Here is a 21636-nt window from a genome sequence, read left to right on the forward strand (position 1 = left end):
ATTATTCTTCCTCTTGAGTATCCATTGCCACTTGTTGCATGCTACTGCTAATTCTTTTAATTGCTTCCTTGATGTTCTTTTCTGGTTTGATAAAGGTTTGGTTTCCCCAGAAATTCTGATCGTAGGTTAAGTTTTCCGTCGACATTATGGTTTCGGGTGATATTGTTTCTCGGAATTTATATCTTCTGATATTTGTTGTATCCAATTTTGTGGTTGCCATTTCGAAAGATGTTGAAAAACTTTGCGAAAATAGTTTTTTTCTATTTCGAACCTTAAATTTTAAGTTCCCTAAACTGTGATTTAAGTAATATTTACCATCTATTTGACGGTAGTTAACAGCATAATCTACATGTAAGGCTTTAACCTTTGTTTTGGCATTTCCTTTGCTAATAAATTGTCTCGTAATTTCATGTAATCGATCTGGGTTATAGCCAAATTCGGCACTAATAATTGCCAATGATCTTGTGGCAATTATTATTTTCCCTTCCATTAATGGAGTCGATAAATTAGGTTTAGGCCTGAACTCGATAACGTAAACGGGCTTATTGTCAAAACTACTTATATCTGACAAATGGTAGTTGTAAAAATGCATGTATTCTGGGTCCAAGAATTCTGGTGTGTGTTTAATGATATCTAAAAATAAACAACCTTGTATTCCTCCTTTTAATCTGAATGAGATGGTGTCTAAACGCGAAACATCATATATTTTGCGACTTTTAAATATTTTGACTTTGTCTTTATGATCGATTCTATCATAAGAAGGTTTGTAGATTTCTAAAATAGATTCCAGGTAAATCATATACTTGTTGTTCTTAAGTACCGATTCTCTGTAAAAGGATGTGATATTAGTTGGTTTTTGAGGGTAATTCTTTTCTATTTTATTAATCGCGGCTCTTATCAAAGATTTTGGTTCCTTGTTTCGAATAATAACTTCCTGAAGCGAAATAAAATCTTCTTTTAGTTTAATATGAATTTTGTTTTCCGTGATTTCGGAGACTGGTATTTCTGTGTTTTTATATCCTACGTAGGATACAACTAAAGTATCATGAATATTGTTGGATGATAGAGTAAGCGTAAAATCGCCATCCTGATTGGTTATTGTACCTACATGTTTTCCTCTTAACCCCAAACTAGCATATGGCAAACCAGTTTTTGAATTTTGATCCGTAATTTTTCCACTAATCTTACGATAAGATAGGTATGGAATTAGATCAGTCGTAAGTGCTTTGCTCTTTTTGTAATTGTTCGGAACAATTATAATATGCTTATTAACAAGCTGAAAGTTGAGACTCGTATCTGGAATAAGCTTTCGTAAGATAATGTTGAGAGGAGTGTCTATTTCTTCTAAGCTAACCTTTTTCTCTTTCGAAAATAAATTGGAATTGTAGGTGAAATAGCAATTGTTTTTTGCGGCTAAAGTATCTAAAGCATCAGTAATAGAAAGTTCTGAAAAACGTACAGTAGTTTTATTCTGTAATAGATTTTCTTGAGCAGAAAGTTGAAAACTTGTAAGACATATGGATACAATAAGCATACTCTTTAACAAAGTATTACAAATGTATTGGATATGTTCTTTTTTAGTTTTCATTTAATCAATATTATTTTAATTCTTTTTTAATGATAATACGAACTCCACTCTTTTCGTAACTTAAATTATGTGGACGACAAAGACTCTCTAAGACCTCATCAAGTGGAGTTTGATTAAATGTGGTAGTTATAGGTAGTTTTTGAATGGCGGTATCGCTAAATTGAATGTTTACTTGATAGGTACGGTTAATTACTTTGGCTACATTATGCAAGCTCATAGCTTTAAATACCATCAATTGAGTTTTCCATGAAAGGTAATTTTCATCATTCTGGGATGTTTTATTAAGTAGATTTTCACTTAATACACCAAAGTCACCTTTTTCAAGTAAAATTGCTTTATTAGGATCTTTAACAAGCGAAAATTTAACTTTTCCTGTTTCCACAAGAACCTCGACATGATTAGTAGTAGCATTTACATTAAATGATGTTCCTAAAACTTTAATCTCAGCATTTTCAACCGAAATAATAAATGGTTTGTTCGGATTTTTTGCAATGTCAAAAAATGCTTCCCCGGTTAATTTCACTCGTCTTTCGTTGCTCCCGAAAATTCTTGGATAAGTCAGGCTAGACTTTCCGTTAAGCGTTATGCTTGATCCATCGGCTAAGGTAATTGTTTTGCCACTTTCGTTTAGTTCGGAGCTGATACTCTGATAAGGAGCTATTTTATCGGTATAGATATGGTAAGAAGCCAAGCCAAGTCCGATTGTAATTACTACCATAGCCGCAAGCTGAACTATTCTTCTCGCATTTTGAGCTGAAAAAATGCTGATTGTATTTTTTGAGTTGTCTAATTTAGACTCGCTTAATTTCGATCTAACATTTGTCCAGGCAGAATCGACCTTGAATTTTTGTTGAATTTCTTTTACATCCTGAATTAGTTCCAAATCTTTATTTGATGCAGCTACGATTTCTGCATATTCAGGATTGGAATCCATTAACTTTTCAAAGTTTAATTTCTCCTCTGCACTCATTTCTCCACTCAAGTATTTCGAAATGATTTCCCACTCAATTGTATGTGACGTTTTTTCTTTCATCTTTTTTATAGCACAATAATTCCAACGTAATCTTTTAAATTCTTACGAAAAGCTTTTAAAGCTTTTCCCATGTTTGCTTCAACAGTTTTTACTGATATTGATAATTGATCAGCAATTTCCTGATACTTCAAGCCTTCAAATCTACTCATTTTAAATATCTGTCCACAACGACTAGGCAGTTTGATTAGGGTTCTCTGTATGATATTATAGATTTCATTTTCTTCAACTAAATTATTTGGCTGACTTTGTTCAGACTTGTGATTTTTAACGTAATCAACGTATTGGTTTTTTATTCCTCTTTTTCTTAGTACCTGAAGGCTATTAAAATAGGTTGATTTGTACAAATAGGCTTTTAGTGAAGTATGAATTTTTAATTCTTTTCTATTTTCCCATAATTGACAAAACAATTCCTGAACAATTTCTTCAGCTTGGTCTGAATCTTTTACAAACCTAAGAGCGTAATGACATAGCAAAGGGTAATATTCTTTAAACAGTTTTTCAAACTCCTGTAAATTACCATTTTGTATGTTCTGTAGTATCGTTTCTTTTTCTTCCGACATTTTCTGTTTCTATTCCTTTATCTAAAGCTCTTAATGCGCTTTCTAAGTTAGGATTTTTCAATCATTAGAGAAAAGATCTGGTTATTTACTTATAATAATATCGAATAGCAATATTCGATATAGAATTTTATTTCTTGATTGAAAAGAACCGTTCAGAATATCTCATTTCCCCTTTATGAGTGAACGGCTCTTTTGTTTGTCATGAATTCATTTATTCAAAGGTTTCGTAGGTTATACATTCCCATTTTTATGAATTCGCTAACAATTTATCTAGCTTTTCTTTTTAGTTTTTTAATTGCAGATTCAATAGATTGATCAGGTTCAATTGTGTTGTAAGCTCCCCAGAAGTTTGCATCCGCAAAATTACTTACCTCTTCGGTCATAATCTGGTTTGATTTAAATTTTTCAAATCCTTTAAAGCGAATAATATTCTCTTCGTTTCGATCGGTAATTGCAATTTCAGTCATTGCAGAGTAATTGGTATTAAACAGTTTACGCTTCCAGTTGCACTTAAAATTAACTTCTCCTCTGGCATAGTTGAAATACCATTTCCCATCTTTTTCATGGTAATTTACCAAGTAATCGGCAGAACTTGGAGTTACTTTTACGCCTGCTGGTTTCCTTTTAATGAACATTCTACTAGCCTCAGTTTCATTACTTAGGTTCATGCTGAATTTAGCACTTGCTAAAGCCAAATTAGTCGATTCAATATATAATAAACCGTAGTATAATGGTAAATCAATGTCCTCTTTTTGTTTGAATTCAACTACATAATGAATTTTACCATTAATTTTTGTTACTGATTTAATAGAGAAGTCATAATTGGTGATAAAATCAGGCGATAAAAGATTGTATGGATTTTTCACAATATCCAAAAGAAGTGAAGTAGTTGGACCACCTTGTAACTTGAATAATAGCGTATCCATTTTCTTTACATCTTGACTCTTTCGACCTTTGTAAATTTGAACTTGATCTTCTCTTAATTGTCTGTATCCAGCTTTGTGTATGTTTACCACAGCTTCAGATATAGCTACATATGTTCTGTTCTTTTTAACGGTTTCTCGATAAAATCCTTTCATCATATTCGGATTCTTTGCATAGTTTTCTGAAACTTTTGCAAGAATACTTTTTACAAGAAAAATAGGATCCATAGGATAAATATTAATCTCGCCCAATGGAACTGACACAGATTGTAATTTGAGAATATTTCTTTTTGCCTTTAAAGAGTTAATAGGGTATTCTAGATTTTTGTATCCAATATAACTTACTTCAATTTCACTTACCGGTAGATCTTTTGCAATTTTCAAAAGAAACTCTCCTTCGTTATTTGAAACGGTTGCAACATTAACGCCTTTTACCGTAATGGTTGCAAACATTAAAGGCTCATTCGTGTCTTTATCTTGAATTTTACCTTTATATACGTTATACTTTAAAGTATCTATTACTTGTTGTACTTTGGTCTTTTCTTTCTTTTTCTTTGTACCCTCAGCGGCCATTGAATTGGTGAAAGAGAATAACAAAAATGCAGAAAGGATAACTGCGAGGTAATATCTAATTTTTGTTTTCATGACATTATATTTTTGTTGAATAATGGATTTAAATGATATGAGAAAAACGATCGTGTATTTTCTGATTTCTATAAGTATGATGCTTTAGAAAATAAATACCCTATCTTTTTTTTCGCTTTTTTTCGAAAAATTGATTTATCTAAATTTCTTACGTTTTTTTAGATCCTTTATATGTTTTATATTTAGATGAATAATTAATATAATTTAAAAAATTAAATTCATGAAAGTAGATTATTGTAAAGAAGATCTGATTTTAAAGGTGTTTCCAACAATTGGTGGCTGTTTTGAGGAGGGATGGAATGTACTAAAGAACAATTTTTTACTTCTATTACTTATAATAGTTGTTTCCGCAGTTATTGACGTACCAATGGGATATGATAAAATGAATATGCTTGAGGATGATTCATTTAATATTGGTTTGTCATTTATTAAACTATTTGGATTTATCTATTATATATTGGTGGTTACACCATTTAGTTATGGTGCCGATTGGATATTTTTGAGGGCTTCAAGAAACGAAAAACCACAATTTGAAGAAATACTGAGTGGATTTAAAAAGTTTCTATATGTTATTTTGAGTCATTTACTGGTTATTGGTATTGTTGGTGTTGGCTTTGTTTTATTAATTCTTCCTGGTATTTATTTGATCTGTAAATTAATTTTTGTGCCTTATCTGATTATGGATAAGAAGATAGATCCTATTCAGGCAGTTAAATTGAGCTTTTACTTGACCAAGGGTTATTTCTGGACTATATTTGGTATGGGGATATTGTCCTTTTTGATTATACTTCTTGGCCTAATTTGTATGATTGTTGGGGTTTTCGTGTCTATTGTTTGGATCCATTCAGCTTTTGCAATATTGTATAGAGCTGTAGAAGAATTACATTTAGAAGAAGCTTGTCAATTGGCCGAAATTAATATGGAGAGTATTAATGAGTAATAAATCATATGACACGAAAAATGGAGACCTATGAAGATCTCCATTTTTTGTGTTTTGAGTATTTTTATTTTATTAAATGTCTCGATAATTCGAGCATGCGCACGAGTGGAGCTTTTGCTTTGTCCATAATTTCGTCAGGAAGATTTATTTCAGGCTTTTCGTTTTTAAGGGCCAGATAGATTTTTTCCATGGTATTCAATTTCATATAAGCACAATCGTTACACGAGCAAGATTCATCAGCAGGAACAATTAAAAATTCTTTTTCAGGGGAGTCCTTTTGCATCTGATGCAGAATACCGGTTTCAGTTGCTACGATAAATTTTTTCGAATCAGAATTCTTTGTATAATTAAGCATGGCTGTGGTTGAACCGACAAAATCAGCTAGTATTAATACCGGGTGTGGACATTCAGGATGAGCAATAAGCGTCGCATCCGGGTTTTCTATCTTCATTTGCATAATTTTCTCAGCAGATAAAATATCGTGTACCTCGCAAGATCCATCCCAAAGAATCATTTCCCGACCTGTAACTTCGTTAATATAGCGTCCCAGGTTTTTGTCCGGTGCAAATATAATTTTTTGATCTTTAGGAAAAGATTCAACAATCTGTACCGCATTACCCGAGGTGCAGATGACATCTGAAAGTGTTTTAATTTCAGCAGAACAATTGATATAGGAGATCACAATATGATCGGGATATTTTGCTTTAAATTTGGCAAAATCATCTCCGGGACAGGACTCTGCAAGCGAACAACCTGCTTCTAAATCAGGAATCAGAACTTTTCTTGTGGGGTTTAAAATTTTAGCCGTTTCGCCCATAAAATGAACACCGGCAAATAAAATAATATCCGCATCAGCTTTAGCAGCATGTTGTGCCAGTGCTAAACTGTCACCTTTAAAGTCGGCTATTTCTTGTATATCTGGAGTTTGATAATAGTGCGCTAATATAATAGCATTCTTTTCTTTTGCTAATTTTAAGACCTTATCTCTCATCAAGTATATATTTTCGTAGTCTCTCGTTAGATAAATACAGATGCAAATATCTTTAAATTATACCGAAAATCAAACCAATACAAGATGTTTTGCCAAGTGAAGCTCTTATTTTGATTGTGGTAGGACAAAGAAAAAGGTACTTCCTTTACCAATTGTACTTTCAGCCCATATTTTACCACGATTTGCTTCAGCAAACTCTTTGCAGAGTAATAATCCAAGTCCAGTACCTTTTTCACCTGAAGTCCCGACTGACTTATATTTCAGATCAATTCGGAACAATTTACTTAGATTGTCTTTATCAATACCAATACCTTCATCTGCAATCTGAAATTCTACAAATTTATCTTTTGTGGCAATTTTAATTTCAATTTGACTGTTTTGATTTGAAAATTTTATGGCGTTATTAATTAAATTTCGAATGATGGAACTACTCATATGTTTGTCTGCAAAAGCTAGCTTTTCTTTTGTGTCAAAGAATTGAATTTCAATCTGTTTCTTTTCTGCAGATGCTTCGTAAAGGCAAATGGATTGTTTTACCAATTCGTTAAGGTCAAAGGTTTCGGGATGAAAATCTATTTTTCCTGTTTGTGATCTCGACCAAGTAAGCAGGTTTTCTAACAAAGTATAAATGTGTTTTACTGATTCGTGAATTTTTCGAATTCCAACTCTTTTTTCTGGATCATCGACCATTTCATAGTTTTCATGAATCATTTCACTAATAGAGAGTAAACTGGTGAATGGGTTTTTTAAATCATGAGAGATAATTCGGAAAAATTTGTCTTTCGTTGCATTTAATTCTTTCAAATTTCTTTCTGATTCTTGAAGTTGCAAATTCGTACTTTTAATTTCTTCGTTTTGAACGGTTAGTAGTTTGTTAGTCTTGGCATGTAGTAAGAATCTGTAGATGAAAATGAATAGTAAGCTTACCAAAATACTTGCAAGTAAAATAAACCACCAGCTCAGGTAAAATGGAGGTAATATTTTTATTTTAAGTTCTTTGGCATATTCGGACCACATTCCATTCTGATTTTGAGCCTTAACCTGAAATGTATATTCACCTAAAGGAAGATTGGAATAGGAAATGTAGTTGCGATTCCCCGAATTAATCCATTTTTTTTCTAGCCCTTTTAACCGATAGGAATAGTTGATTTTATCAGAAGCAAAGGAAGACAAAGATGAATATTCCAGTGTAACAAAACGATGTTTGTAATCCAGTTCAATAGCATCTGTATAGGCAATGTTTTTTTTGAGGTAATAGGTATCATCCTCATTGGAATAATGAATCTGTTTTTCAGAATCGATGTTGTTATAAGGCGCTACTTTAACTTCATTGCCATGAATTTCAAGTTTTGTAAATACAAGCTCATAATTTCGCTCATCTTTAAATTTCTTTTTAGGATCGATAATGTTTAAACCATAAACTCCACCGAAGTATAGCTTTCCACTTTTCCCTTTGTGATAGGCACCACCATTAAATTCTTTGCTTTGTAAGCCGTCGTTAATTGTAAAGTTTTTTACTGAATAATCCGAAGTTGAAAAGCGACAGATTCCATTATTTGTACTAAGCCATAAATGGTCATTCTTATCTGGTAAAATACTATAAATGACATCGTTTGGTAAGCCTTCATCTGTACCGTAATGAGAAAACACTTTCGTTTTTGGATTGTAACGGTTTAGTTTGTTGTTGGTTCCCAGCCAAATTGATCCTTCCTTATCTTCATGAATGGAAAATACCACGTTATCGGAAATGCTATTTGTACTTTCTTGTATGTATTGAAAGGAATTGAACTGGCCTGTGTTTTTGTCAAATATATTAACACCACCACCATAAGTTCCAATCCACAATAAACCTTTTGAATCTTCAAAAATAGTTGAATAGATGAAATTACAGGAAATGCTGGATGGATTACTTTCCTTGCGTTTGTATTGTTTAAATTGTTTTGTTTTAGGGTGATATTGATTGAATCCATCGCGAGTACCAATCCAAATAATACCGTCACTGTCTTCAAAAATCGTGCGTACAGAATTATTGGATAGGGAAGTGCTATCACCTTCAATATTTTTGAACTGAACTTGTTCTTTGCTTAGTGGATTGTATTTAAATAATCCTTCTCCATCGCTTCCAATCCAGATATTGTTTTGGCTATCTTCAAATACTTTCCGGATTGCTGTGTAGGGATGTTTTTTTGATTTTCGGATGTCAATATGAATAAAACTGTCTTGTTTTACAAGGTATTTGGATATTCCTTGATTATTTGTTCCAATCCAAATATCTTCGTTATGATCTTCCCAAATAGACCAAATGAAATTACAAGCTAAGCTATTTTCACTTAGCGGATTATTTTTAAGAAGATCAAATTTATGAGCTTGAGGATCGAAAATGCTGATGCCTGCACCAAATGTACCAATCCATATAATTCCATTGCGGTCCTCGTAGATACAGTTTATAGAATTTTCAGATAAACTTTGTGGGTCGGCTGAATTGTTTTTGTAATGTGATTTTTTATTTGTGCTTGTATTGATTCGAAAAAGACCTGATCCGAATGTTCCAAACCAAATTTCATTATTTTCACAAGATAATATGGGCTTGTTTGTATTTATGGAGAGACTGTTGGTTGATTCGAAAGATTTTACAATTTTTGTGAATTGATCAGTTTGTGATTCTTTTTTAAGGAGTGCCTTATTGGTAACTACCCATAAATTTTGTGAATTATCTAAACTGATATTCTCAATACTAGTATTGGTCAAGTATTCTTTTTGATTAGGATTGGATGCGGTTTCATTGATTGAAAAGAGCCCTTGATCTGTTCCAAGCCAGAGTAGATCTTGTTCTTTTACGATACTAGTGATTTTTACTTGTTCACTAGTGTTTTTTAGTTTTAATTTATGAAATACATTATTTTCTGAATTAGTATAGAAAAGTCCATTGTTAGTAGCAATCCATAGGTATTTATCTCCTAAAAGAAAGCAGTTTACTCTGGTGTTTAATTCATTTTTATACTTGATATTTTCAAGTTTGCCGTCATCAATGTTTATGCAATTAATTCCCTTTAAACTTCCAACCCACAAGCGCTTGTTTTTATCTTCAAAGAAAGTAGTAATGGTATCATTACTTAATTGATTGTTGGGTTCCACACCTCTGAAGGGAGTAAAGGTTTCAGTAATTGGATTAAATCGTGTTAGTCCACCTCTTGATCCGAACCATAAATTTCCATTAGTGTCCTCTATAATTTGTTCTATCCATTTGTATGAAATACAATTGGGTTTGTTAATATTGTCTCTGTAAACAGTGAAATTTTTACCATCGTACTTATTTAAACCATCTTCTGTTCCAAACCACATAAAGCCTTTTGAATCTTGAAAAATACAATAAACAGAACTTAAGGAAAGTCCATCATTTATAGTAATTCTCTTGAACCTAATATTGTTTTGCTGAGAAAAAACAGAAAGAACACAAAGTAATCCACCCACTAAGAGAACTAGTTTATTTTTGGTCATTACATCTAGATGTTTTTGGTTTTATACAAATTAGTGAAAAAATATGATAATGGGTAATACGCTAATTTTAAATTATTTTGATTAATAAATACTATGTATTGGTTATTTAATTAAATACTTTTATCAGATGTTAAATATTAATTAAATCACAAAAATTAAGAAAATGAAGTTTATTAACCTACCAAAATTAGATGAAAGCAGATCTAATTTTAGAAATTTAAAAGCCATTATGGGGATAGGGCTTTTAATGCTATTGTTATGCCAGACAAGTTTTGGACAAAAAAATACGGCATTTAAAACCAATTCTATGAGCGTGTTTGATGGAAATATTGTGAAAGATCCAAGTCTTCTTAAATTAAGAAGGAAAACGTCGCAAATTGGATCGTATTATTTAAATGAAGATTGGAAGAGGGCTGATATTTATATGGTCGTTGATAGTAGCATTGTGAGAGGTTTGGAGACTCGAATTGACTTGCGCACTAGTGAATTGGAAATTAAATATAAAGGAGAGATTAAGGTTTTACCTAGCTTTAGAGTAAGGAGTGTTGTATTTACAAAGGATAAGAGTTTATTTGTTACAGAAACTCTTTTGAAATCTAATAATAAAGGGTTTTATGAGGTTCTTGTTGATGATGAAAATACTTTGCTTCGGAAGTATGATACGAAATTGATGTCACCAAGCTACAATGTGCAATTAGATGCAGGTTCTAAGTCTAGTAAAGTTGTTAAAGAACAATCTTATTTTGTATTTAATGATTTAGGGATCGTAAAATTAGCAAAGACAAAAAATAAGCTAAAAAAGCAACTGAATAAACAAAAAGAAGTTTTTAACTTTATCGATGAAAATAAAATAAATCCTAAAAAGGAGACTAATTTAATTTCTCTAGTGAATTTTTTAAATAAAAATCACTTAATGATGAATTAGCGTTTGTTCTAAGTAAAATATTGTTTTAATAATAAGGAAGGTTATCTCATCGAGATAACCTTTTTTATGAAATTGTAAAAATGAAAAATTCTCTTTTAGAAATTTGTTGTTATTCAGTCCAATCTGCGATTAATGCCGAACTTGCTGGTGCCGATCGAATTGAATTGTGTGCAGGTGTGCATGAAGGTGGAACTACTCCTAGCGCTGCCTGTATTCAACTTGTAAAAGAATTAGTTAAGATTCCTGTATTTGTTATTATTAGACCACGAGGGGCTGATTTTTGTTATTCAGATGTGGAATTTGAATGCATGTTAAAAGATATAGAATTTTGCAAAACATTAGGTGTGGATGGCATTGTTTCAGGTGTTTTGCTACCAGATGGTGAGATTGATAGTATTCGAACAAAGCAATTGTTAAATGCCTCTGGTTCTATGAGTTTTACTTTTCATAGAGCTTTTGATATGGTAAAAGATCATGTAAAAGCGTTGGATCAATTGATTGAGCTTGGTGTTGATCGGATTTTAACTTCTGGGGGAGAGCAAACAGCAGTAAAAGGTTGCGAGACCATAAAAACATTAACTGAAAAAGCCGCAGATAGACTTATTATAATGCCAGGAAGTGGGATTTTAGAATCAAATATTCAACAATTGAAAAATATTACCCGAGCAAAAGAATTCCACTGTTCCTCTAAGGTGTTGGTAAAGGGGAAGATGGAATATAAAAATCCTAAAATTGCTATGGGTGGAGAAGAAAGTGTTCCAGAATTTGAATATTTTGAGGCAGATTGCAATAAAATTCGTAAAATTGTATCTATCCTAAAAGCCGAGGACTAATTTTTAATTTTATAAAAATGAGGAAGATCATCATCCTTCTACTTTGTCTCAATTTTTGTTGGGGCTGCTCTGAGGTACACTTTATTAAAGACAAATCGATTCGTGAACAGGTATCAAATCGCTTTGATTCAAGAAAAGAATTTGCGAAAAAACGTTCTGTAGCACTTTTCTCTGTATTAGAAAAAGACATTACTCAAGAAGAATCAGAAGCGCTTCAATTTTTATATTCATACATGCCTTTGTGTGACTTAGCTGATTACAATGGGGAGTATTTTCTTGAACAAGTAAGATCTTCCTTTGAAGCAAGAGAAACATTTAAATGGGGAAATCAAGTCCCAGACGATTTGTTTCGTCATTTTGTCTTACCATATCGTGTAAACAATGAGAATTTAGATTCGGCACGTCAGGTATTTCTAAAGGAACTAAAGCCTCGTGTAATAAACATGACAATGAAAGAGGCTGTTCTGGAAGTTAATCATTGGTGTCATGAGAAGGTAAATTATGCACCAACAGATATCCGAACAAGTGGGCCATTGAGTTTGGTCCGTACCTCTTGGGGAAGGTGTGGTGAAGAATCGACTTTTACCGTAACAGCATTACGCTCGGTAAGTATTCCAGCGCGTCAAGTTTATACGCCACGTTGGGCACATAGCGATGATAACCATGCTTGGGTTGAAGTTTGGGTTGATGGAGAATGGTCGTATTTGGGTGCATGTGAGCCAGAACCAGATTTAAATATGGGATGGTTTACCGAACCAGCACGTAGAGCAATGTTGGTACATACAAAGGTGTTTGGTGATTATCAGGGAAGTGCTGAAGTGGTTAAGAAATCTGATAATTTTACGGAAATTAATGTGGTTGAGAACTATGCTGATGTAAAGAAAATTTACGTGCATATTACGGACAAAGATGGTGCATCTATAGATAATGCTCAAGTAGATTTTGGACTGTACAATTATGCTGAATTTTATCCAATAGCAAGTAAACGAACTGATTCAGAGGGATTTTCATTTTTAACTACAGGCTTGGGTGATTTGTTAATTTGGGCTCAAAAGGATGGGGTATACTCAGGTAAGAAAATCAGCGTTAAGCAATCGGATACAATACAACTAGAATTGGGAAGAGGTTTTTATGGAGATAAATTTGCTGATATAAATATGGTTCCTCCAAAAGAGAATAATCCATATTCGGTAGATGAAAGTAAGAAGAAAGAAAACAATATTCGCTTATCCAAAGAAGATGCTATGCGAATAGAGTATCGTACTAGTTTTATTGATTCTTTGGGAGCTTCTCAGTTAAGTGAAAGAGTTGGTTTAAGTACACAAGTTGTTTGGGATTTCTTGAAAAAAAGCCAGGGGAACTGGAAAGAAATAGAAAAATTTATTGGGAATGCAACAAAGGAGAATCGCGTTTTTGTTAAGGAATTGCTTCATCAGATTGCAGATAAAGATCTAAGAGATACAAGAGCTGATATATTGAATGATCATTTGATCAATACAATTGAAAAATATAAGCTTGATGATTATAGTTCGAAGGAGATTTATTTGAAATGCCTTTTGAATCCTAGAATAAAAAATGAGAACTTAATTGATTACCGAGCATATTTACAGAATGCATTTGAGGGGAAATTCGAAGGAAATAGAATCGAGCGTGCTGATTTAATAAAGAAATGGATAGTAGCTGAAATTCAGCTTACCGAAAATGAGAATTATTACAATCTTCCAATTACACCAAAAGGAGTTTTAGAAATAGGTATTTCGAATGCTGAATCTCGCGATGTGTTTTTTGTTGCTTTGTGTCGTAGTTTAGGTATTCCATCTCGATTAGAGCCTGCTGAAAAAACACCACAATTTTTTGATGGCAAAAAGTGGATGAATGTTTATTTTGAGAAGCAAATTATTAATCAACCGGTAATTGGTTTTGCAAGTTTACAAAATAAATCAAATGGTTTTGATCCATCTTATTATAAGCATTTTACAATTGGAAAATTGATTGATGGAAGGTATGAGAGTTTGGATTATGGCTGGGGCAGTAAATTATCTGATTTACCTTCAAAATTAGAACTAGAAGTTGGTAAGTATCGATTAGTTACTGGCAGAAGAGGTGTTGATGGAACGGTTTATACTCATTTGAATCATTTTGAAATTGAAAAAGGGAAAAATACCAAACTCGAATTGAATTTTCGTGATCCAGAAGTAGAAAGCAAAACATTTGGGCATTTGGATCCTAATCATATCATTATCAGAAAAGATAACAAGACAAGTACACTTTCATCCTTGGAAAAGAAAAATGCTATTGTATTGATGTGGTTAGAGCCAGGAAAAGAGCCAACTAGGCATTTAATGGAAGAATTTAAAGCTGCAAAATCGAGATATGAAAAATGGGATGGCACTATTTTAGTGATGCAAGCTGAAGAGATTGATGATGAGAATTTGTCAGCTGAATTTTTTGTGAATATGCCTTCGAATTATCAATTGTACAAAGATGAAAACAATAAGTTGATTGATCTTGCAAAAATAGAATTAGGAATTACTGGCAAAATAGAAAAACCATTAATTCTAGTCTTAAAACCGAATGGTGATATCAAATTCGCTTCGAGAGGTTATAAAATCGGAATACATGAACATCTGTTAAAGGCTTTGGAATAATCAGAATGTTGATTAGATAAAATAGAATATAAAAAATGCCGCCTCAAATAGTTGAGGCGGCATTTTCTGTATTAATATATTTTAGTTGTAAAGCTCTTCAGCAAAACTACCTTCTGTTTGAGTCCCTAATAACAATTCTTCAACAGTTGCAGCTATATCAGCAAATGTTGTTCTTGTTCCTAAGTTGATATTTGATTTAATATTTTTACCATAAACTAATACAGGAATATATTCACGGGTATGATCTGTTCCTTTATAGGTTGGATCGCAACCATGGTCAGCTGTCAAAATTAGAATTTCATCCTCTTTCAGACGGCTTTGAATCTCTGGTAATTGTTGATCAAATTCTTCTAGTGCTGCTTTATAGCCTTCAGGATTTCTACGGTGACCATAAGCCATGTCGAAATCAACAAGATTGGTGAAAATTAAACCTTTAGTATCTTCTTTAAGAGCTTTAAGCGTTTTAGCAACACCATCGTTATTATCTTTGTTCGTACCACGGGAATCAGATATGCCTTGCCCGGCAAAAATATCACTGGTTTTACCAATACCTATCACATCAAGTTTATTTTCCAATAAGCGATCGAGCACAGTCGGACGGGGAGGTGTCACAGAATAATCGTGACGATTAGCTGTACGAGTAAAGTTTCCTTCACCACTTCCTAAATAAGGACGTGCAATAACACGTGCAACAGGTGCCAATTCAGTACAAATTTCTAAAGCTATTTCACAAGCTTTGTTCAATTCCTCTAAGGGAATAATCTCTTCGTGAGCAGCAATTTGAAAAACAGGATCGGCAGATGTATAAACAATCCAATTACCCGTTTTCATTTGTTCTTCACCATATTCATCCAATATAGCTGTCCCTGATGCTGGCTTATTTGCCATTACCTTACGACCAGTTCTTTCTTCAAAAAGGCGAATAACTTCGTCAGAAAAACCATTACTGTATGTTGGAAAAGGCTTGTCTATAGCCACACCAGCAATTTCCCAATGGCCAGTTGTTGTATCCTTCCCTTTAGAAGCTTCAGCTGCTTTACCAAAAGCACCATTTGCATCTGAAGTAGGTGCAACACCTTGAATGTCGGTAAGGTTACCCAAACCTAATTTTTGCATGTTTGGAAGGTTTATTCCACCGCAGTGGCTGGCAATATTTCCAAATGTATTAGAGCCTACATCTCCAAAATCAGCAGCATCAGGTAAAGCCCCAACACCAGCACTGTCAAGAACTACAATAGTAGCACGTTCAATTCTAGGAATCATAAACTTGTGTTTAAAGTGTATAATTTTAGTTATACAGATGAAGGGTTGTTTAGAAAGTGAAACAAAGGTAATGGAAGAAATAATAATTCACAATTTATTATAGTAAAATTGTGATTAAATCAGATGTGTTTATCTTTTTTTTAATTGAAAGGAAAGTATTTGGCTATAGAAGTGAAATTAATAGATAAAAAAATCCCCCAAACAAATAAATGAATGGGGGATGAAATATATAAAGTTTAAATAAACTTATTGATACAATGCTTCGCGTTGTTCTTTGATTTTTTCACTAGAAATGTAATCATCGTAATCCATTAATTTATCAATAATTCCGTTAGGAGTTAATTCAATAATACGAGTTGCAACGGTTTGAATAAATTCGTGGTCATGAGACGACATCAAAACAGTTCCACCAAAGTTAATCAACGAATTATTGAACGATTGAATCGATTCCAAATCCAAGTGATTGGTAGGTGTATCTAATACCAATAGGTTGGCATCTTTCAACATCATACGTGATACCATACAACGAACTTTTTCTCCTCCAGAAAGAACGTCAGCTTTTTTGTAGATGTCTTCACCAGAGAATAACATTTTACCAAGGTATCCACGAAGATAAACTTCACTTGTATCGCTTGAATATTGCGCTAACCAATCAATTAAAGTCAATGGTTGACGGAAGAAATTACTATTGTCAAGAGGTAAGTATGCTGGTGTAATGGTAACTCCCCATTCGAAGCTTCCGCTATCTGCTTTTTCTTCTCCGTTAATAATATCAAAAAGAGCCGACATTGCACGAGGATCTTTTGATAGGAATACTACCTTTTCTCCTTTTTCGATCGTGAATTCTACATCTTTAAACAGAACATCATCCTGCATTTTTTTGCTAAGACCCGTACAAGAGAAAATTTTATCACCGGCTTCACGCTCTTGTTGGAAAATGATACCTGGGTATCGACGTGTAGATGGTTGAATATCTTCAATATTCAGTTTGTCAATCATCTTCTTACGAGAAGTGGTTTGCTTGGATTTTGCAACATTGGCCGAGAAACGAGAAATAAACTCCTGAAGTTCTTTCTTTTTCTCTTCAGCTTTTTTATTCTGTTGCGCTTGCTGACGTGCTGCTAATTGAGATGATTCATACCAGAACGTGTAGTTTCCAGAGAACATTTTCACTTTACCGAAGTCAATATCAACGATATCAGTACAAACTGAATCTAAGAAGTGACGGTCGTGAGACACCACAATTACAGTATTGTTAAAGTTAGCCAAGTAGTTCTCTAACCACATTACTGTTTCAAGGTCAAGATCATTTGTGGGCTCATCAAGAAGCAAGTTGTCTGGGTTTCCAAAAAGAGCTTGAGCTAAAAGAACACGTACTTTCTCTTTACCACTCAATTCAGACATTAACTTGTAATGCAATGCTTCCTTAATACCCAAACCACTTAATAGTTCAGCAGCATCACTTTCAGCATTCCATCCGCCCATTTCAGCAAACACTTCTTCTAACTCAGACGCTTTAATACCATCTGCTTCAGAAAAATCCGGCTTAGCATATAAGTCGTTCTTTTCTTGCATTATAGCCCAAAGCTCTGCATGGCCAGCGACAACCGAATCCAGAACTGTAAACTCATCAAATTCGTAGTGATCCTGCTTTAAAACGGCTAGACGCTCACCTGGCTCCATAGCTACACGACCTGTAGTAGAATCCAGATCGCCTGATAGAAGTTTTAAGAAAGTTGATTTGCCGGCACCGTTAGCACCAATAATTCCGTAACAGTTTCCTGGAGTAAATTTTAAGTTAACATCCTGAAAAAGTGTACGCTTACCAAACTGAATGGATAGATTTGAAACTGAAATCATACAATTACTTCCTTTAATTATTTAGGCGGCAAAAGTAGTGATTTTTATCGAGATTTAAGCCTCTGTGGCGATTAAGTTTTGTAATAAATGCAAGTTAGTGAATTGCTTTTATGAAAAGATTTTCAATTCTTGCTCGAATTTGAAGAAAGAACAGCTCCAATTTCTTCTGTATTTTCTCCACAAGGAACTGTAAATCGGAAAGTTGTTCCTTTGTCTATTGCACTTTCAACCCAAATTTTCCCTTTGTTTTGTTCGATAAACTGTTTGCAAAGAACTAGACCTAACCCATTTCCTTTTTCACCTTTTGTTCCTAGATGAGTTTTAGAACTATCAATTTCGAAAAGCTTTGGTATTTGATCTTCAGAAATGCCAATGCCACTATCTTTAACCCAAATCTCAATAAAACCATCGCCTTGCTTGGCACCAATTGCAATAATACCACCAGGGAGCGTGAATTTTAGTGAGTTGTTAATTAGATTCCGAATAACTGTATCGAGCATTTGGCGATCTGCGAACACAAAGATTTCATTTTCAAGAACCAATTGTAGGTGTATGCTTTTTTGCTTTGCCACGCTTGAAAAGGTCTTAATATTGGTGCGTAACAAAGGCTTTAAAGAAATGATTACAGGATTGTATGGTAATTTTCCTGATTGGTTAAGTGACCAGGATAAGAGGTTATCAGTAAGGTTTAAAACGCTGTTAACACATTCTTCCATGTCTTTACTAGACTCATCAAGTAAATCGTATTTTTTTTGTTGAATAAAGATTTTTATTAGTTGAGAAAGATTATATACAGATGCTAAAGGAGAGCGAAGATCGTGCGATATAATTTGAAACAATCTGTTCTTCGTATTGTTGGACTCCAAAAGTTCAACATTTTTTTTATCCAAAACACTTTTATGCCACTCAATTCTTGTTTTTTGTATACGTAATAATCGATTTGTTTTTTTGTTGATGTAGTAGGAGCGAACCAAGAAAATAGCAAATGCAAGTAGCAAAACTAAGAGAGTGATTAGCCAATTTCTTTGCATCATTCTAGTGTTGCTTTCTTTCTCTAAAAGTACAATTTGGTTTTCCTTTTTTTCTGACTCATATTTAGTTTGAATTTCGGCAACTTGTTTTAAAGTTTCATTTTTTAGAATGCTATCTCTTAGTTGTTTATGGATGTAAAAATAATGGATAGCGCTATCGGCTTTATTCAGATGCGTAAATATTTTGAATAATTCTTTCGTACTGGTTTTTTGATATTCAATATTCCCAACCTCTTTTCCCAAATGAAAGGCTCTTTTGCTATATTTCAGAGCTTGATCGAAATTATTGAGTTTGTAATTTGATGCTGATATGCTGTTTAATGATGTGATAATTAGATTTTTATTTCCTATTTCTTCTTTGAGTTCCAAGCTCTGATTTAAATAGTTTAATGCAAGAGTATTCTGACCCATTTCCCAAAAGCATGTGCCAATGTTATGGTAGGTTTGAGCTTGCTTGTACTTATTGGGCTTCGCTTTTAAAATTTCAAGGTTTCTTTTGTAGAACTCAAGAGCTTCTTTGTGCTTTTTTTGAAGAGAATAAATATTTCCTATATTATTATTAGAACTATAGAAAGATGAAACCTTATTGTTTTTCTTATATAACTTTTCAGCTTTAAAATAATATTCAAGTGCTAAATCGTATTTTTTAAGATTTTTGTATACAACTCCAATACTATTGCAGGCAAGTGATAGGTGAAGGGTATTATTATGCTTCTCATAATATTGCATACACGCAAATAGGTCGACAATCGCTAAATGGTATTTACTCATATTTCGGTAAACAATACCTCTATTTAGGTAGGTGTTATTCATACCAAAGGAATCTTTGGATATTTTGAATTTTTCTAAGGCATTATTAAATAAGTTTATGGAATTAGAAAATTCTTCTTTGCGAAAATGAATTAATGCTACTCTAATTAGAGCATTCCCAGCTCCAGAATAGTTCTCCGATTGATCAGCAAGCTTGATTGTCTTTTCAGCGTAGAAAAGTGCTTCAGTAGGTAATTTTCGGTAGTTCTTGCCTGTCCATTCATTTAAGAATTCAATTTTTTGAGAAACGTCCGAAATTGAATCTAATTTTTTGTCAACTGAATCTACATCCTGAGCTAGAAGCAAAGGTTTTGTGACGAATAAAAATAAGATTGAAAACAAGCTTAGTAGTCTCATTTGAAAGATAGTCGGTATTTTGCACCAATTTAAGTAAAAATAATGAATGACAAATATCAGAAGACTTAAGTTTATCAACCGCTAATTTATCATTCATCACATATAGTAAATAAGTTTTATTAAGGCACGGTCACTTCAGAATCATCATAATCCACATCAGTACTGTCGTCTTCTTCCGGATTAGGTGTACCACCAAGCAATGATGACTGAACCATTACCATGCTTACTGTATTGACTTCTTCGGTAGGTCCTTGTTTTAGTGGAACTGCGAATTCTACAATATCTGTTTCCAGAGAACCATTAGTTGTAACAGAGGCAGTAACTGCCCAAACTTTTTTACCATTTTTCTCAATTAATCCTTGATCTATAGAACTAAGAGCGTAATCTTTAGGTAAAGAAACTACTGCATTTAATGTATAAACTCCAGTCGATTCTGATTTTGTGAGGTTTACAAAAGGTTTGAATAATTTCATAATTGGTAGATGTTAGTTTAATATTTAATAACATGCGAGAATGAAATTAACAATATCTCATTTAAGATCAAATACAATTAGCACATAAAAATTGAAGATGAATAAAATATAAAAAGGATTCCTATTTAAAATAAGAATCCTTTTTGTATTGGGTAATTACAATATATTATTTCAAAATGTTCTCAATTTTAGCGAGCTCATCTTTTCCAAAATCTAAACAATTAACACTTTCGATATTTTGGCTTAGCTGCTTTACAGAACTTGCCCCAACAAGTACTGAAGTAACCCGATCATCTTTCAATAACCATGAAATAGCCATTTGTGCTAAAGATTGACCTCTTTCTTCAGCAATATCATTAAGCGCTTTCACCTTATTGATAACTTCCTCTGTAATGGTATCTTTTTGCAAAAAGCCATGAGCTTTTGCTGCTCTCGATCCATCTGGAATTCCTTTTAAGTATTTGTTAGTCAGTAAACCTTGTGCCAAAGGAGAGAAGGCGATTGCACCAATTCCATCTTCCTCTAAAACATCCAATAAGCCATTTTCAGACCAACGTTCGAACATCGAATATTTTGGCTGATGAATTAAACAAGGCGTTCCCAATTCACGAAGTACCTTTGAAGCTTCTTTGGTTTGCTCCGCACTATAATTGGACAATCCAACGTAAAGTGCCTTTCCTTGTCGAACAATGTGATCCAATGCCGTCATGGTTTCTTCAATTGGCGTATTTGGATCTGGTCTGTGCGAATAAAAAATATCAACATAGTCCAAATTCATTCTTTTTAGACTTTGATCCAGACTAGAAATCAAATATTTACGTGATCCCCAATCTCCGTAAGGACCAGGCCACATTCCATATCCTGCTTTGGTTGATATTACCATTTCATCTCGATATCGTCTCAAATCATCTTTTAAAATCATACCAAAGTTTTCTTCGGCAGATCCTGGAGGTGGTCCATAATTATTGGCCAAATCGAAATGCGTAATTCCCTGATCGAAAGCAGAGAAAATAATTTCTCTAAATTGACTGAAGATATCTACATTCCCAAAATTGTGCCATAAACCAAGCGAAATGGCTGGTAGCATTAGGCCACTTTTTCCGCATCGGCGGTAGGGCATATTTTTATATCGGTTCTCTGATGCTCTGTACATTTGTGTTAAAATTAATGAATAGGAAAGATAAGAATTAATGGTTTAATTTCTTGTTAGAATTGTTAACGACGAGTTAAAATATTATAACAATCGTTTGCAATTGAT

The 21636-nt window shown here is 33.3% G+C and carries 15 protein-coding genes; 4 read left to right on the forward strand and 11 right to left on the reverse strand.

The window, feature by feature from the left end; all coding sequences use genetic code 11:
* Position 1 precedes the first annotated feature (1 nt).
* From L3049_RS00175 to L3049_RS00190, 4 genes are all read right to left on the reverse strand, one after another.
* Complete coding sequence (locus L3049_RS00175; protein WP_275107743.1) at positions 2–1588, reverse strand: carboxypeptidase-like regulatory domain-containing protein; 1587 nt, start codon at positions 1586–1588, stop codon at positions 2–4.
* Positions 1589–1598: 10 nt separating this feature from the next.
* The gene (locus L3049_RS00180; protein WP_275107744.1) at positions 1599–2621 is read right to left on the reverse strand and encodes a FecR family protein; all 1023 of its coding nucleotides are present in this window, start codon (positions 2619–2621) and stop codon (positions 1599–1601) included.
* A gap of 5 nt (positions 2622–2626) precedes the next feature.
* Positions 2627–3181: an RNA polymerase sigma-70 factor gene (locus tag L3049_RS00185; protein ID WP_275107745.1), complete on the reverse strand. Its 555-nt coding sequence runs from the start codon at positions 3179–3181 to the stop codon at positions 2627–2629.
* A gap of 266 nt (positions 3182–3447) precedes the next feature.
* Entirely contained in the window at positions 3448–4749 is a 1302-nt protein-coding gene (locus L3049_RS00190) for a carboxypeptidase-like regulatory domain-containing protein (protein WP_275107746.1), read from the reverse strand.
* Positions 4750–4969: 220 nt separating this feature from the next.
* Between L3049_RS00190 and L3049_RS00195 the strand changes: the two genes are divergently transcribed.
* Positions 4970–5689 (forward strand): hypothetical protein, encoded by a 720-nt coding sequence (locus L3049_RS00195; protein ID WP_275107747.1) that lies wholly within the window; start codon positions 4970–4972, stop codon positions 5687–5689.
* A 64-nt stretch (positions 5690–5753) separates the two neighbouring features.
* Here the strand turns inward: L3049_RS00195 and nadA are convergent, their stop codons facing one another.
* Positions 5754–6680: a quinolinate synthase NadA gene (nadA, locus tag L3049_RS00200; RefSeq protein ID WP_275107748.1), complete on the reverse strand. Its 927-nt coding sequence runs from the start codon at positions 6678–6680 to the stop codon at positions 5754–5756.
* Between the two features lie 105 nt (positions 6681–6785).
* The gene (locus tag L3049_RS00205; protein WP_275107749.1) at positions 6786–10178 is read right to left on the reverse strand and encodes a sensor histidine kinase; all 3393 of its coding nucleotides are present in this window, start codon (positions 10176–10178) and stop codon (positions 6786–6788) included.
* Positions 10179–10341: 163 nt separating this feature from the next.
* Between L3049_RS00205 and L3049_RS00210 the strand changes: the two genes are divergently transcribed.
* From L3049_RS00210 to L3049_RS00220, 3 genes are all read left to right on the forward strand, one after another.
* Entirely contained in the window at positions 10342–11103 is a 762-nt protein-coding gene (locus tag L3049_RS00210) for a hypothetical protein (RefSeq protein ID WP_275107750.1), read from the forward strand.
* Between the two features lie 80 nt (positions 11104–11183).
* Entirely contained in the window at positions 11184–11936 is a 753-nt protein-coding gene (locus L3049_RS00215) for a copper homeostasis protein CutC (RefSeq protein ID WP_275107751.1), read from the forward strand.
* A gap of 17 nt (positions 11937–11953) precedes the next feature.
* Positions 11954–14584: a transglutaminase family protein gene (locus tag L3049_RS00220; RefSeq protein ID WP_275107752.1), complete on the forward strand. Its 2631-nt coding sequence runs from the start codon at positions 11954–11956 to the stop codon at positions 14582–14584.
* A gap of 81 nt (positions 14585–14665) precedes the next feature.
* Here L3049_RS00220 and L3049_RS00225 read toward each other — a convergent pair whose 3' ends face one another.
* From L3049_RS00225 to mgrA, 5 genes are all read right to left on the reverse strand, one after another.
* Complete coding sequence (locus tag L3049_RS00225; RefSeq protein WP_275107753.1) at positions 14666–15847, reverse strand: phosphopentomutase; 1182 nt, start codon at positions 15845–15847, stop codon at positions 14666–14668.
* A 246-nt stretch (positions 15848–16093) separates the two neighbouring features.
* Positions 16094–17707, reverse strand: a complete 1614-nt coding sequence (locus L3049_RS00230; RefSeq protein ID WP_275107754.1) for an ABC-F family ATP-binding cassette domain-containing protein — start codon at positions 17705–17707, stop codon at positions 16094–16096.
* A 122-nt stretch (positions 17708–17829) separates the two neighbouring features.
* A complete protein-coding gene (locus L3049_RS00235) occupies positions 17830–19905 on the reverse strand; it encodes a tetratricopeptide repeat-containing sensor histidine kinase (RefSeq protein ID WP_275107755.1) in 2076 nt (691 codons plus the stop codon).
* 119 nt (positions 19906–20024) lie between these two features.
* Complete coding sequence (locus L3049_RS00240) at positions 20025–20378, reverse strand: hypothetical protein (protein WP_275107756.1); 354 nt, start codon at positions 20376–20378, stop codon at positions 20025–20027.
* Positions 20379–20544: 166 nt separating this feature from the next.
* Complete coding sequence (mgrA, locus tag L3049_RS00245) at positions 20545–21531, reverse strand: L-glyceraldehyde 3-phosphate reductase (protein ID WP_275107757.1); 987 nt, start codon at positions 21529–21531, stop codon at positions 20545–20547.
* Positions 21532–21636: the final 105 nt, after the last annotated feature.

It is taken from the genome of Labilibaculum sp. DW002, from assembly GCF_029029525.1.
Lineage (GTDB): Bacteria > Bacteroidota > Bacteroidia > Bacteroidales > Marinifilaceae > Paralabilibaculum > Paralabilibaculum antarcticum.

What these genes read in the sequence shown, in the direction of transcription:
- L3049_RS00215 (WP_275107751.1), top strand. Translation starts at nt 11,184, where the DNA reads ATGAAAAATTCTCTTTTAGAAATTTGTTGTTATTCAGTCCAATCTGCG.
- L3049_RS00190 (WP_275107746.1), bottom strand. Translation starts at nt 4,749, where the DNA reads ATGAAAACAAAAATTAGATATTACCTCGCAGTTATCCTTTCTGCATTT.
- L3049_RS00180 (WP_275107744.1), bottom strand. Translation starts at nt 2,621, where the DNA reads ATGAAAGAAAAAACGTCACATACAATTGAGTGGGAAATCATTTCGAAA.
- mgrA (WP_275107757.1), bottom strand. Translation starts at nt 21,531, where the DNA reads ATGTACAGAGCATCAGAGAACCGATATAAAAATATGCCCTACCGCCGA.
- L3049_RS00205 (WP_275107749.1), bottom strand. Translation starts at nt 10,178, where the DNA reads ATGACCAAAAATAAACTAGTTCTCTTAGTGGGTGGATTACTTTGTGTT.
- L3049_RS00195 (WP_275107747.1), top strand. Translation starts at nt 4,970, where the DNA reads ATGAAAGTAGATTATTGTAAAGAAGATCTGATTTTAAAGGTGTTTCCA.
- L3049_RS00185 (WP_275107745.1), bottom strand. Translation starts at nt 3,181, where the DNA reads ATGTCGGAAGAAAAAGAAACGATACTACAGAACATACAAAATGGTAAT.
- L3049_RS00225 (WP_275107753.1), bottom strand. Translation starts at nt 15,847, where the DNA reads ATGATTCCTAGAATTGAACGTGCTACTATTGTAGTTCTTGACAGTGCT.
- nadA (WP_275107748.1), bottom strand. Translation starts at nt 6,680, where the DNA reads ATGAGAGATAAGGTCTTAAAATTAGCAAAAGAAAAGAATGCTATTATA.
- L3049_RS00210 (WP_275107750.1), top strand. Translation starts at nt 10,342, where the DNA reads ATGAAGTTTATTAACCTACCAAAATTAGATGAAAGCAGATCTAATTTT.
- L3049_RS00175 (WP_275107743.1), bottom strand. Translation starts at nt 1,588, where the DNA reads ATGAAAACTAAAAAAGAACATATCCAATACATTTGTAATACTTTGTTA.
- L3049_RS00230 (WP_275107754.1), bottom strand. Translation starts at nt 17,707, where the DNA reads ATGATTTCAGTTTCAAATCTATCCATTCAGTTTGGTAAGCGTACACTT.
- L3049_RS00220 (WP_275107752.1), top strand. Translation starts at nt 11,954, where the DNA reads ATGAGGAAGATCATCATCCTTCTACTTTGTCTCAATTTTTGTTGGGGC.
- L3049_RS00235 (WP_275107755.1), bottom strand. Translation starts at nt 19,905, where the DNA reads ATGAGACTACTAAGCTTGTTTTCAATCTTATTTTTATTCGTCACAAAA.
- L3049_RS00240 (WP_275107756.1), bottom strand. Translation starts at nt 20,378, where the DNA reads ATGAAATTATTCAAACCTTTTGTAAACCTCACAAAATCAGAATCGACT.